Origin of the sequence: Streptomyces sp. NPDC091287, assembly GCF_044768525.1 — a bacterium.
Taxonomy (GTDB): domain Bacteria; phylum Actinomycetota; class Actinomycetes; order Streptomycetales; family Streptomycetaceae; genus Streptomyces.
Window position 1 is genome coordinate 154,809 of sequence record NZ_JBIVUV010000006.1, and the last position, 12,269, is coordinate 167,077.

General features: G+C 71.7%; 6 protein-coding genes. 4 read left to right on the forward strand and 2 right to left on the reverse strand.

What is annotated here, in order from left to right; translation table 11 throughout:
* The first annotated feature begins 31 nt into the window (after positions 1–31).
* The 4 genes from ACIQRW_RS11820 to ACIQRW_RS11835 all read left to right on the forward strand — a co-directional run bounded on the left by ACIQRW_RS11820 (position 32) and on the right by ACIQRW_RS11835 (position 10,376).
* Positions 32–1,765 (forward strand): carbohydrate-binding module family 20 domain-containing protein, encoded by a 1,734-nt coding sequence (locus ACIQRW_RS11820; RefSeq protein WP_403757782.1) that lies wholly within the window; start codon positions 32–34, stop codon positions 1,763–1,765.
* A 107-nt stretch (positions 1,766–1,872) separates the two neighbouring features.
* Positions 1,873–7,191 carry a pullulanase-type alpha-1,6-glucosidase gene (gene pulA / locus ACIQRW_RS11825; protein WP_403757783.1) on the forward strand — a complete coding sequence of 1,773 codons (5,319 nt, stop codon included), beginning with the start codon at positions 1,873–1,875 and terminating at the stop codon, positions 7,189–7,191.
* A gap of 181 nt (positions 7,192–7,372) precedes the next feature.
* Positions 7,373–9,544 carry an ATP-binding protein gene (locus ACIQRW_RS11830; protein WP_403757786.1) on the forward strand — a complete coding sequence of 724 codons (2,172 nt, stop codon included), beginning with the start codon at positions 7,373–7,375 and terminating at the stop codon, positions 9,542–9,544.
* 127 nt (positions 9,545–9,671) lie between these two features.
* The gene (locus ACIQRW_RS11835; protein WP_403757789.1) at positions 9,672–10,376 is read left to right on the forward strand and encodes a DUF2470 domain-containing protein; all 705 of its coding nucleotides are present in this window, start codon (positions 9,672–9,674) and stop codon (positions 10,374–10,376) included.
* 22 nt (positions 10,377–10,398) lie between these two features.
* On the opposite strand, the gene ACIQRW_RS11840 is transcribed toward ACIQRW_RS11835, so the two are convergent.
* Entirely contained in the window at positions 10,399–11,124 is a 726-nt protein-coding gene (locus ACIQRW_RS11840) for a TetR/AcrR family transcriptional regulator (RefSeq protein WP_403757792.1), read from the reverse strand.
* Positions 11,125–11,186: 62 nt separating this feature from the next.
* Complete coding sequence (locus ACIQRW_RS11845; RefSeq protein WP_403757795.1) at positions 11,187–12,266, reverse strand: PDR/VanB family oxidoreductase; 1,080 nt, start codon at positions 12,264–12,266, stop codon at positions 11,187–11,189.
* Positions 12,267–12,269 lie beyond the last annotated feature (3 nt).

Below are 12,269 nucleotides of genomic sequence, written 5' to 3' on the forward strand. Positions count from 1 at the left end.
CCCGTTTTCCCCCACCCGCAGGAGGAAAGACATGGCACGCAGACCCCTGTCTGCCGCGCTCGCCCTCGTGGCCGCCGCAGCAGCCGCCCTGGTCGTCCCCACCGGATTCGGCGCCGCGGGCACCGCGCGGGCCGCCGCTCCGGGCGACAAGGACGTCACCGCCGTGATGTTCGAGTGGAAGTTCTCCTCCATAGCCAAGGCCTGCACGGACACCCTCGGTCCGGCGGGCTACGGCTACGTCCAGGTCTCGCCGCCCCAGGAGCACATCCAGGGCGGCCAGTGGTGGACGTCCTACCAGCCCGTCAGCTACAGGATCGCCGGCCGGCTCGGCGACCGGGCCGCCTTCTCCGCCATGGTGAACACGTGTCACTCGGCCGGGGTCAAGGTCATCGCCGACTCGGTCATCAACCACATGTCGGCGGGCAGCGGCACCGGCACCGGAGGCTCCGCGTACTCCAAGTACGACTACCCGGGCATCTACTCCGGCAACGACATGGACGACTGCCGGGCCCAGATCAACAACTACAACGACCGAGGCAACGTCCAGAACTGCGAACTGGTCGGCCTGGCCGACCTGGACACCGGCGAGGACTACGTACGCGGCAGGATCGCCGGCTATCTCAACGACCTGCTGTCGCTCGGCGTCGACGGCTTCCGGATCGACGCCGCCAAGCACATGCCCGCCGGCGACCTCGCCAACATCAAGTCCCGGCTGAGCAACCCGAACGTCTACTGGAAGCACGAGGCGATCTTCGGGGCCGGTGAGGCCGTCTCGCCCTCCGAGTACCTCGGCAGCGGAGACGTCCAGGAGTTCCGGTACGGACGGAGCCTCAAGCAGGTCTTCCTCAACGAGAACCTCGCCCACCTGAAGAACTTCGGCGAGGGCTGGGGCTTCATGGAGTCCGGCAAGTCCGCCGTCTTCGTCGACAACCACGACACCGAGCGCGGCGGCGACACCCTCAACTACAAGAACGGCTCCGCCTACACCCTGGCCGGCGTCTTCATGCTGGCCTACCCCTATGGCTCCCCGGACGTCCACTCCGGCTACGAGTTCAGCAACCATGACGCCGGACCGCCGAACGGCGGCCAGGTGAACGCCTGCTACAGCGACGGCTGGAAGTGCCAGCACGCCTGGCGCGAGATCTCCTCCATGGTCGGCTTCCGCAACACCGCACGCGGTCAGGGAGTCACCAACTGGTGGGACAACGGCGGCGACCAGATCGCCTTCGGCCGGGGGAACAAGGCGTACGTCGCCATCAACCACGAGGGCTCCGCACTGAACCGGACCTTCCAGACCTCGCTGCCCGCCGGTGACTACTGCGACGTCCAGTCCGGCAGGGGCGTCCAGGTCAACGGCTCCGGCCAGTTCACCGCCACCGTCCCGGCCGGTACCGCCGTCGCTCTGCACACCGGCGCCCGGACGTGCGGGGGCGGCGGCACGAACCCCGACCCGGACCCCGGCAACGGCACCTCCGGCGCCTCCTTCGGCGTCAACGCCACCACCCAGCTCGGCCAGAACATCCACGTCACCGGCGACCAGGCCGCCCTCGGCAACTGGAACCCGGCGAACGCGCCGAAGCTCGACCCGGCGGCGTACCCCGTCTGGAAGCTGGACGTGAACCTGCCCGCCGGGACCACGTTCGCCTACAAGTACGTCCGCAAGGACGCGAACGGCAGCGTCACCTGGGAGAGCGGCGCCAACCGCACCGCCACCGTCCCGGCCTCCGGGAAGGTCACGCTGACCGCCGACGTCTGGCGCAGCTGACCCCCCCAGCGGGCCGGTGGCACCGCCACCGGCCCGCTTCCCCGCTGATCGACCCAGCGCTCGACCCACCGATGGACCGACCGATCAAGCCCTGAGGAGCACCCTCCGTGTCCCGAACCATCCTCGGACGATGGACGGTGGCCGCCCTGTGCGCGGCGCTGCTGCCCGTCGTCCCGGCGGCCACCGCCGCCGCGTCGCCCCGGCCGCCGGCCCCGCCCTCGGACGCGAAACTCGCCCGTGAGGCGGACCGGCACGACCTCACGCGCGAGCAGTTCTACTTCGTGCTGCCCGACCGGTTCGCCAACGGCGACACCTCCAACGACCGGGGCGGGCTGACCGGATCGCGGCTGGAGCACGGCTACGACCCCACCGACAAGGGGTTCTATCAGGGCGGCGACCTCAAGGGCCTCACCCGGAAACTCGACTACATCAAGGAGCTCGGCACCACCGCCATCTGGATGGCGCCGATCTTCAAGAACCGGCCCGTGCAGGGCACCGGCAAGGACGCCTCGGCGGGCTACCACGGCTACTGGATCACCGACTTCACCCAGGTCGACCCGCACTTCGGCACCAACGCCGACCTGGAGAAGCTGATCGACAAGGCCCACGCCAAGGGCATGAAGGTCTTCTTCGACGTCATCACCAACCACACCGCCGACACCGTCGACCACGCGGAGAAGGCCTACGGCTACAAGCCCAAGGGCGCCTTCCCCTACCTCGACGAGGACGGCCGCCCCTTCGACGACCGCGACGGCGTCGAAGAGGTCGACGAGGACTCCTTCCCGTACACCCCGGTGCGGACGCCCGGCACCGGCGAGAAGGTCCCCTCCTGGCTCAACGACCCGACGATGTACCACAACCGGGGCGACTCGACGTGGGCCGGCGAGTCCAATGAGTACGGCGACTTCTCCGGGCTCGACGACCTGTGGACCGAGCGTCCCGAGGTCGTGAAGGGCATGGCGAAGATCTACGAGAAGTGGGTCCGCGACTTCGACATCGACGGCTTCCGCATCGACACGGTCAAACACGTCGACCTGGACTTCTGGACCCAGTGGGCCACCGCCCTCGACACGTACGCGGCGAAGCGCGGCCGGGACGACTTCTTCATGTTCGGCGAGGTCTACTCCGCCGACACCGAGGTGACCTCCCCGTACGTCACCCGGGGCCGCCTGGACTCCACGCTGGACTTCCCGTTCCAGGACGCCGCCCGGCAGTTCGCCTCCCAGGGCGCGCCCGCCGACCGGCTCGCCTCGGTGTACGGCAACGACTACCGCTACACCACCGACAAGGCCAACGCCTACGAGCAGGTCACCTTCCTCGGCAACCACGACATGGGCCGCATCGGGACCTTCCTGAAGCAGGACAACCCGAAGGCCGACGACGCCGAGCTGCTGAAGCGGGCCCGGCTCGCCAACGAGCTGATGTTCCTCGGCCGGGGCAACCCGGTGATCTACTACGGCGACGAACAGGGCTTCACCGGAGCCGGCGGCGACAAGGACTCCCGCCAGACGCTCTTCGCCTCGAAGACCGCCGACTACCTCGACGACGACCAGCTCGGCACCGATCGGACGCACGCCTCGGACGCGTACGACACGGAGCACCCGGTCTACCGCTCCATCGCCGCCCTCTCCAAGCTCACCAAGGCCCACGCGGCGCTGCGCGACGGCACCCAGATCGAGCGGTTCGCGGAAGGCTCGGTGTATGCCACCTCGCGCATCGACACCGAGCGGCCCTACGAGTACCTCGTCGCCTCCAACAACGGCACGAGCCCGAGGAAGGTCCAGCTGGCCACCGAGTCGGCCGGCATGAACTTCCGTACCCTGTACGGCGGTTCCGGCTCGGCCCGCAGCGGCGAGGACAAGAAGGTCACCGTCACCGTGCCCGCCCTCTCCAGCATCGTGCTGAAGGCGGACCGGATCGTGGCCGCTCCCGCCGCCAAGCCCACGATCGCGCTGAAGGCCCCGGCCGCCGGCGCCACCGGCACCGTCGAGATCACCGCCGACGTGGACGGCGGACAGCTCAACCGGGTCGTCTTCGCCGCCCAGGTGGGCAACGGGAAGTGGAAGACGCTCGGTTCGGCCGACCACGCCCCGTACAAGGTCACCCAGTACCTCGACGAGACGGTGAAGGCGGGAACGCCGCTGCGCTACAAGGCCGTCGTCGTCGACCGGGCGGGCCGCACCGCCGGCGCCCTCGCCGCGACCACCGCGGGAGCGACCCCGCCGAAGCCGAAGCCCGTCGCCGTCGAGCGCGACCGGGCGGTCGTCCACTACCAGCGCCCCGACGGCGACTACGAGGGCTGGCAGCTGAAGTCCGGCGGGAGGACCGCCGAGTTCATCGGCCGTGACGCCTACGGCGCGTTCGCCTGGCTCGACCTGGAGAAGGGCACCGACTCCGTCCCGTACACCGTCGAGAAGAACGGCACGGCCGACGGCCCGCAGCGGACCGTCGACCTCGGCGTGACCGGACAGGTCTGGATCGAGCAGGGCAAGGACGGGCAGCGGGCCGAAGCCCCCGAGACCCCGCCGCAGGACACCGGCAAGGCGGTCCTCAACTACCACCGCCCGGACGGGAACTACGACGGCTGGGGGCTGCACACCTGGGCCGGGGCCAAGGAACCCACCGACTGGTCCAAGCCGCTGATGCCGGTGAAGAAGAACGCCTACGGGGTCACCTTCGAGGTGCCGCTCGTGGACGGGGCCACCACACTCAGCTACATCCTGCACAAGGGCGACGAGAAGGACCTGCCCAGCGACCAGTCCCTCGACCTCGCCACCTACGGCCACGAGGTCTGGATGCTCGGCGGCAAGCCCGGCTACCTCCTGCCGCAGACCGGCGGCGGCGCGGCCCCCGACCTGTCCAAGGCCGAGGCGCAGTGGATCGACACGGACACCGTCGTGTGGAAGGTGAAGGCCACCGACGCCACCAGCCAGCAGCTCGTGTACGCGGAGAAGGGCGGCATCTCCGTCGTCGACGGGGCGCTCTCCGACGAGGGCCAGTGGCTGCGGCTGACACAGTCCGCGCTGAGTGACGCGCAGAAGGCCGAGTACCCGCACCTGAAGGACTACCCGGCGTTCACCGTGGACGCCCGCGACCGGGACCGCGTCCGCGCGTCCCTGCGCGGCCAGATCGTCGCCACCCAGCGCGCCGCCAACGGCGCTCTGCTCGCCGCCACCGGCGTACAGACCGCCGGCATCCTGGACGACCTGTACGGGAAGAAGGCGGCCTCCTCCGAACTCGGCCCGGTCTTCCGCAAGTCGACGCCCACGCTCTCCGTGTGGGCCCCCACCGCCCGGACCGTCTCGCTCGAACTCGACGGCCGCACCCACCCGATGAAACGCGACGACCGCACCGGCGTCTGGTCGGTAACCGGAAAGAAGAGCTGGCGGGGCAAGCCCTACCGGTACGCCGTGACCGTCTGGGCTCCCACCGTCCAGAAGATGGTCACCAACAAGGTCACCGACCCCTACTCCACGGCCCTGACCGCCGACTCCGCCCACAGCCTCGTCGTCGACCTCACCGACCCCAAGCTCGCCCCGCGCGGCTGGTCCGGTCTGAGGAAGCCCGCCGCCACCCCGCTGCGGGACGCCCAGATCCAGGAGCTGCACGTCCGCGACTTCTCCGTCACGGACCGCACGGCGACCCACCCCGGTGAATACCTCGCCTTCACCGACACCCGCTCCCAGGGCATGAAGCACCTCAAGAAGCTCGCCGACTCCGGCACCAGCTACGTCCACCTGCTGCCCGTCTTCGACATCGGGACGATCCCGGAGAAGAAGAAGGACCAGCAGAAGCCCGCCTGCGATCTCGATGTCCACGCCCCCGACTCCGAGGAGCAGCAGGCCTGCGTCAGCAAGGCCGCCGCCAAGGACGGCTTCAACTGGGGCTACGACCCGCTGCACTACACCGTCCCCGAGGGCTCCTACGCCTCCGACCCGGACGGCACCGAGCGCACGGTCGAGTTCCGGCAGATGGTCCAGGGCCTCAACCAGGCCGGACTGCGCACCGTCATGGACGTCGTCTACAACCACACCGTCGCCTCCGGGCAGGACGACAAGTCGGTCCTCGACAAGGTCGTGCCCGGCTACTACCAGCGGCTCCTGGAGGACGGCAGCGTCGCCACCTCCACATGCTGCGCCAACACCGCGCCCGAGAACACCATGATGGGCAAGCTCGTCGTCGACTCGATCGTCACCTGGGCGAAGGAGTACAAGGTCGACGGCTTCCGCTTCGACCTGATGGGCCACCACCCCAAGGACAACATCCTCGCCGTCCGCGCGGCGCTGGACGGGCTGACCCTCGCGAAGGACGGCGTCGACGGCAAGAAGATCATCCTGTACGGCGAGGGCTGGAACTTCGGCGAGATCGCGGACGACGCCCGCTTCGTCCAGGCCACCCAGAAGAACATGGCCGGCACCGGCATCGCCACCTTCTCCGACCGGGCCCGCGACGCCGTGCGCGGCGGCGGCCCCTTCGACGAGGACCCCGGCGTCCAGGGCTTCGCCACCGGCCTCTACACCGATCCCAACTCCTCCCCGGCCAACGGCACCCGCGCCGAGCAGAAGGCCCGGCTGCTGCACTACCAGGACCTGATCAAGGTCGGCCTCACCGGCAACCTCGCCGACTACACCTTCACCGACACCTCCGGCCGCACGGTCAAGGGCTCCGAGGTCGACTACAACGGGGCGCCCGCCGGATACGCGGCCGCACCCGGCGACGCGCTGGCCTACTCCGACGCCCACGACAACGAGACCCTCTTCGACACCCTCGCCTTCAAACTCCCGGCCTCCACCACGGCCGCCGAACGGGCCAGGGCCCAGGTGGTGGCGATGGCCGCCTCCGTCCTCTCCCAGGGGCCCTCGCTCTCCCAGGCCGGCACCGACCTGCTGCGCTCCAAGTCCCTGGACCGCAACTCCTACGACAGCGGCGACTGGTTCAACGCCCTGCACTGGGACTGCCGCGACGGCAACGGCTTCGGCCGGGGCCTGCCGCCCGCCGCCGACAACCAGGACAAGTGGGCGTACGCGAAGCCGCTCCTGGCCGCCACCGGCACCATCGCCCCGAAGTGCGCGCAGATCGACGGAGCCTCGGCCGCCTACCGCGACCTGCTCACCATCCGCTCCACCGAGAAGGAGTTCTCCCTGCGCACCGCCGGCCAAGTGCGGTCCGCCCTGTCCTTCCCGCTCTCCGGCACGACCGAGACCCCCGGCGTGATCACCATGCGCCTCGGCGAGCTGGTCGTCGTCCTCAACGCCGGGCCGACCACCGCCGACCAGCGGCTCGCCGCGCCGGAGGGGAAGACGTACGCACTGCACCCCGTCCAGGCCAAGGGTGCGGACCCTACTGTCAAACGAGCCAGGTACGACGGGAAATCGGCCACTTTCACCGTCCCGGGACGCACGGCGGCCGTCTTCACGCTGCGCTGACCTCCGGCAGCACTACGGTGACGGCAGACGTCGGCAATGGAGCCGCGACAGCCGTCCTGGTTCACCGGGCCGGTCCCGCTCTCCCCCCTCGGGGAGGCGGGGCCGGCCCGGTGCGTGCGGCAGGAGCCCCACCCGGGGCGGTCGGCTCGCCGGCGCACCCTGCCCCAGCGCCCGGACGGTGATGATGACCAAGGTGGGATACCTTCCCGACGAGACGAGCAGCTTCGTCGGGAGGCGGGCCGAACTGGCCCGGCTGGGGACCGCGTTGACCACCCGGCGGATGACCACCCTGATCGGCCCCGGCGGCGTCGGCAAGACCCGGCTCGCGCTCCGGGCCGCCCGCGCCGCCGCCGACCGTTACCCGGACGGCGCCTGGTGGGCCGACCTCTCCCCGCTCTACGACGACGGGCTGCTGCTCCCCACCGTCTCGGACGCGGTCGGACTCGCCGACCACACCCTGCGGATGCCCGTCGAGGCGCTCTGCGAATGGCTCGGCGACAAACGCCTCCTGCTGGTCCTCGACTCCGCCGAACACCTCCGCGCCGCCTGCTCCCATCTGCTGGCCGAGATCCTGACCACCTCGTCCGGCCTGACCGTCCTGGTCACCAGCAGACAGCCGCTCGGCACCCGGGGCGAGTACGTCGTCGAGGTGCCGCCGCTCCCGGTCGACGGCGCGCCCGACGCCCTCCAGCTCTTCGCCGACCGGCTGCGCGCGGCCGACCCCCGGGCCGGTCTCGACGCCCCCGGCGACGAGGCGGCCGCCGCCGAGATCTGCCGCCGCCTCGAAGGCATCCCCCTCGCCATCGAACTGGCCGCCGCGGGCATCGGCCGGCACAGCGTGGCCCAGCTCGCCACCCGGATCGGCAGCCGCTTCGACGCCCGGAGCACCGGCCTCGCCCTTGCCCCGGGCTTCGGAGCCCCCGGCTTCGGAGCCCCCGGCCACGGCGCACCGGGCGCGATCGGGCCGGACGGGGCCGACGAGAGCCCGGACACGGCCCGCCTCGACCTCCTCGCCGACGCGACGGTGTGGCCCCGCCGCCACCGCACCCTGCGCACCGCCATCGGCTGGTCCCACGAGCTGTGCACCCCGCTGGAGCGCCTCCTGTGGGCCCGCCTCACCCCGCTGCGGACCGACTTCGACGAGGCGGTCGCCCGCGAGGTCTGCGCGGGCGGCCCGCTCACCCCGGACGAGGTGGACCGGGCGCTCCAGGGCCTCGTCGCCCAGTCCGTCGTCCAGCGCGACGGCGACCGCTACCGGATGCTCGACACCCTCCGCGAGTACGGCCGGATGTGGCTCACCGAGCTGGGCGAGGCCCGCGACGCCGCCGACCGGCACGCGAGAAGCTTCCTCGGCCTCGCCCGCCGCGCCCACGACGGCTGGACCGGCCCGGACCAGGTGTCCTGGTACCACAAGGTGTCCGACACCCACCTCGACCTGTGCGCCGCCCTGGAGCACCTGCTCGTCCACGACGTCGGCGGGGCCCAGGAGATGGCGGGTCGCGTCGGCTTCTTCTGGGCCTGCTGCGGCCACCTCTCCGAGGCCCGGAGCTACGCCCAGCGCGCCCTGGACGCGGGCCCCGTCGACGGACCCCACCGGACCAGGCTGCAATGGGTCCTCGGCGTCGCGGCCCTGCTCCAGGGCGACTTCGCGACCGCCGAGAAGTACGGCGCGCTCTGCACGGCCATCGCCCTGTACGACCGGGACGACGAGGGCATGCTCGGCGCGGCCTATCTCTCCGGCCTCACCCAGCTGATGACCGGGGAGCCCGAGGCGGCGCTGGAAGCGGCCGGGCGGGTGCTGCGGATGACCGAGGGCGTCCCGGTGGACTCTGCCCACCGGCTGCGCTGCCACCTCATCACCGTCTTCGCGCTCACCGCGCTCGGCCGGCTCACGGAGTCCGAGGCGGCGGCCACCACCCTGCGCCGGGCCTGCGAACGCGGCGGCGAATACTGGACCCGCTCCTACGCGGACTACCAACTCGCCCTGATCGCCCTGTTCCAGGACCGCCCGGCCGCCTCCGCCGCGCACGCCCGGTCGATGCTCGCGGGCAAGCACCGGCTCGGCGACAGCTTCGGCATCGCGCTGGGACTGGACATCCTGGCCGCCGCCATCGCCGCCCAGGGCGCCGGCGCGCAGGCCGCCCGGGTCTACGGCACCGGACACGCGTACTGGCGCATGGTCGGCCATCCCCAGCGCGGTACGCCCGAGCTGGGGCCGGTCCGCGAGAGATGCGAGCTCCAGGCGCGGGCGGCCGTCGGCGACGAGGCCTACCAGCGCGCCTTCGAGCGCGGCCAGTCGGACAACGCGGAGGTCGGCCTCGCCGCCGCGCTCCGCACCGAGCTACAGCTCTGACCCGGGCGGGAGCGGGGGCCGGAGCACGGATGGCGTCCCCGGACTACCCACACCCGGACCATGTGAGTAAGGTTAGGCATACCTAAGTAGCTGCTTGGGTTCCGCTGCCCCCTCCTGGAGAACTCGGATGCGTCTTTCCCGCCCCCGCGCCACGCGGCCGACCCGCGCCGAGCGCGTCCGGTCGATCCTGACCGTCGCCCACTCCATGACGGTGGTCAGCGACGGACTGCACACCGAAGTCCGCCGCCTCGACGGCACGGGCGCGATGGGCCACATCCACCTGCACGCCCCGAACGACGGCGGCCACGCGCCGAGCGCCGAACGCGTCCCGGCCCGCCTGGAGTTCACGGACATCGCCCCCACCCCCGTACGCGACCGGCTGCGCGCCCGCGTCACCGTCACCGGACTGCTCGCCGCCCCGTACGCCACCGACACCGAGCAGAGCACCTGCATGGAGTTCGGGCAGGCCGTCCTGGAGGACGCCGAGGGACGCACCTTCATCACCCTGGAGGAGCTCGAAGAGGTGGAGACCGACCCGATCGCCGCCTGCGAGGCGGGCATGCTCACCCATCTCGTGGACGACCACGCCGAACTCGTCCCGCTGCTCCTGCGCCTCGTCCACCCCCGCCCCGAGCGCGGCATGACGCGGGCCGTGCCGCTGGCGATGGACCGCTTCGGGCTGACCCTGCGGCTCGAATACCCCAACACCCACGAGGACGTCACGCTGCCGTTCCCGCGCCCGGTCACCGAGATCGACCAGGCGGGCCCGCAGATCCACGCCCTGCTGGCCGCCGCCCGCCGCGTCTCCCACCGCAACGGCCTGCCGGCCTGACCCCGCTTCCCGCCCGGGGTGCTCAGTGCGGCAGTCGCTGCGCGGGCACGGCGGGCACGTCCGGGGCGAACGCGGAGAGCCGGGCGAGCAGGTCCCCGAACGGGCCGTCCGCCGGCTCCTGGGACAGCACCCGCAGCACGATGCCCGCCATCTCCTGGTCGTACGCGGCGCTGACCGCGGCGAGCGCCGCGAAGTCGTGCACCAGCTGTGTCTCCAGCTCGGCGCGCGGGATGCGCCGCCCGTCCAGCCAGATCAGCGCCGTCGACTCGGCGAGCGAGACCCAGGAGCGGACCACCAGTTCCAGCCGGGCAGGTGGTTCGGTCACTCCGAGGTGCGTGATGATCTGCTCGTACGCCGCCTGCCGCACCCCGTCGATCATGGCGTTCGCCGTCGAGGAACCGACCGCAGGCCCGCCCCGCATCAGCGCCGAGAAGCCGGGGCCGTGCTCGTCGACGAAGTCGAAGAACCGCCCCATCACCCGGAGCAGCCGCGCGCCCAGGGGCCCCTCCAGAGGCTCCAGGAAGCGGGCCGCCAGCTCGTCCGCGGCCCGCCGCAGCGCCGCCTCGTACAGGCTCTGCTTCCCGGGGAAGTAGTGGTAGACCAGCGGACGGGAGATACCCGCGGCCGCGGCGATCTCGTCGATCGACACATCCTCGGGCGAGCGACGGCTGAACAAGTCCAGCGCCACGCCGATCAGTTGCTGTCTGCGCTCGTCGACGCCCATCCTGCGCCGCACCCCGGTCGTCATACGGACAGCCTATCCGGGAGCGCGTGCGGGCGTCGCGGGGCCGACGCCCGGCCCCGAGGGCCCTACAGATCCAGAACGAGACGCCCGCGGCACCGCGAGACGCAGATCAGCATCGAGTCGCCCCGCTCGTCGTCGGTCAGCAGATCGTCCCGGTGGTCGATCTCGCCCTCCAGGACTCGCTGTTGGCAGGTCCCGCAGAACCCCTGCTCGCAGGAGTACGCGACATGGGGCGCCGCCGTGCGGACAGCGGCCAGCACCGACTGCCCGGCCGCGACCTGCACCGTGCGCCCGCTGCGCCGCAACTCCACCTCGAACGCCCCGGAACCGGGGTCGGCCGCGTCCCCCGTCGCGGCCGAGAACCGCTCCAGGTGCAGGGGGTGTTCCTCCGGGAGGGCCGCGGCCACGGCGTCCATCAGCGGCTCGGGCCCGCAGCAGTAGACCGCCGTGCCCGGGGCGAGTTCGGCCAGCGCCGCCGCGACGTCCGGGTGGCCCGCCTCGTCCTGGGCGACGACCGTGACCCGGTCCCCGTCCGCGCCGAGCTTCTCGATCTCCTCCAGGAACGGCATCGACCCGCGCGACCGGCCCCCGTACAGCAGCCGCCAGTCGGCCCCCGACGCGGACAGCGACCGCAGCATCGGCAGGACCGGGGTGATCCCGATGCCGCCGACGACGAAGACGTAAGCCCTGGCCCCGGTCAGCGGGAAGCGGTTGCGCGGCCCGCGCACCTCGACCTCCAGTCCCTCCTGGAGCTGTTCGTGCACCTCCCGCGACCCGCCCCGGCCGTCCTCCACCAGCCGGGTCGCCACGGTGTACGCACCGGAGTCCTCCGGGTCGCCGCACAGCGAGTACTGCCGCACCAGACCGGACGGCAGCACCAGGTCCAGATGGGCCCCCGGCTCCCAGCGCGGCAGTCCGGCGCCCTCCAGCCGGAGCTGGACGACACCGTCGGCGACCTCGCTCCGTCCGGTGATCAGCAGTCGGCGGACCGAGGTCGCGCGCCGCTTCGAGTGGCCCGATATCGGCTCGGGCAGGGCGGGCAGCGGCCACAGCGGGGACCGGGCGATCCGGCGTTTCAGGGCGCGCCGGGTGAGCAGGGCGGCGCCGGAGACGAGCACGACGGTACGCAGACGGGGCAGCGCCATGGG

Bases quoted from the DNA above. Each gene is read 5' to 3' on its own strand.
- ACIQRW_RS11820 (WP_403757782.1), top strand. From the start codon at position 32: ATGGCACGCAGACCCCTGTCTGCCGCGCTCGCCCTCGTGGCCGCCGCA.
- ACIQRW_RS11830 (WP_403757786.1), top strand. From the start codon at position 7,373: ATGATGACCAAGGTGGGATACCTTCCCGACGAGACGAGCAGCTTCGTC.
- ACIQRW_RS11835 (WP_403757789.1), top strand. From the start codon at position 9,672: ATGCGTCTTTCCCGCCCCCGCGCCACGCGGCCGACCCGCGCCGAGCGC.
- ACIQRW_RS11840 (WP_403757792.1), bottom strand. From the start codon at position 11,124: ATGACGACCGGGGTGCGGCGCAGGATGGGCGTCGACGAGCGCAGACAG.
- ACIQRW_RS11845 (WP_403757795.1), bottom strand. From the start codon at position 12,266: ATGGCGCTGCCCCGTCTGCGTACCGTCGTGCTCGTCTCCGGCGCCGCC.